The following is a 906-nucleotide window of genomic DNA, read 5'->3' on the forward strand; positions in this document are numbered from 1 at the left end:
GGGTCGAACCAACCTTTCGTGACATTGCTGCGCAATGCACTGTCGGTCAGCGGACGGTCAGCGACCCACGCTCCCGCGGCGAGGCATTGTAAGACGACCAGTTCAGGGTGCGGTAGCGGGTGGACGCGGGCTTGGACATGCCGCCCAGCTATGTCGCTAGACCCACGATGTGAATCCCGGGGCCGGCTTCGTGCAACAACGCCCCCTGAAAATCAGTGTCCCGGTACCTGCTCGCAGGCCGGTTACCTTGTATACTATTCAAGCAGAGGACAAGCTTCCAGCAAGATATGCCCACATGGCGCCGCTCTCAAGTTGGGCTGAAGCTTGATGGCGTTCGGGCAACTCTTTGGGTCAGCAATTGAGGGCAGCAAAGTCCACTCTTCCGGCTTTGGTGTGCCAGAGCATGCTGCACGATGCCACCGACGCTTGGCTTGGGGAAGTTGCACCGTAGCGATGATCAACCCGGCAAATGTCATATCATGGCCGATCGCAGCCCTGCTATCAGAAATAACGGCGACCATCGCGCCCCGCGTTCATCGTCAGAACTGAGGAGATTGCAACGCCGCTGACCTGGATGCGCGGCAGCAGCTGTACCTTTGCTCGCCACCAGCTTGCCCTCGTCCGATCCCTCGTTTGAGGAAGAATAGTTACGCTCTATAAGACTATCGTGGCAATCGACAAAAGTAAAGCACTGGTCGGGCAGAGAGGACTCGAACCTCCGACCCCCTGCTCCCGAAGCAGGTGCGCTACCAGGCTGCGCCACTGCCCGACCGTGGGCGGCACATATCGGCCCTGTCCCGTCGGGGCAAGGGTCTATTGCGGTGCCTTAAGATATGCGCGGAAGTTGGTGACGCGTGATCGGGCGGCAGTTTGAAGCTGACGGACGCCGTCGCGGAACTCAACCCT

General features: G+C 59.6%; 1 tRNA gene. It reads right to left on the reverse strand.

Going from position 1 to position 906, the window contains the following annotated elements:
• Positions 1-692: 692 nt before the first annotated feature.
• Positions 693-769, reverse strand: a tRNA-Pro gene (locus Q1A87_RS23540).
• Positions 770-906: the final 137 nt, after the last annotated feature.

Origin of the sequence: uncultured Jannaschia sp. (assembly GCF_947494055.1) — a bacterium.
In the GTDB taxonomy this organism is placed as follows: Bacteria; Pseudomonadota; Alphaproteobacteria; order Rhodobacterales; family Rhodobacteraceae; genus Jannaschia.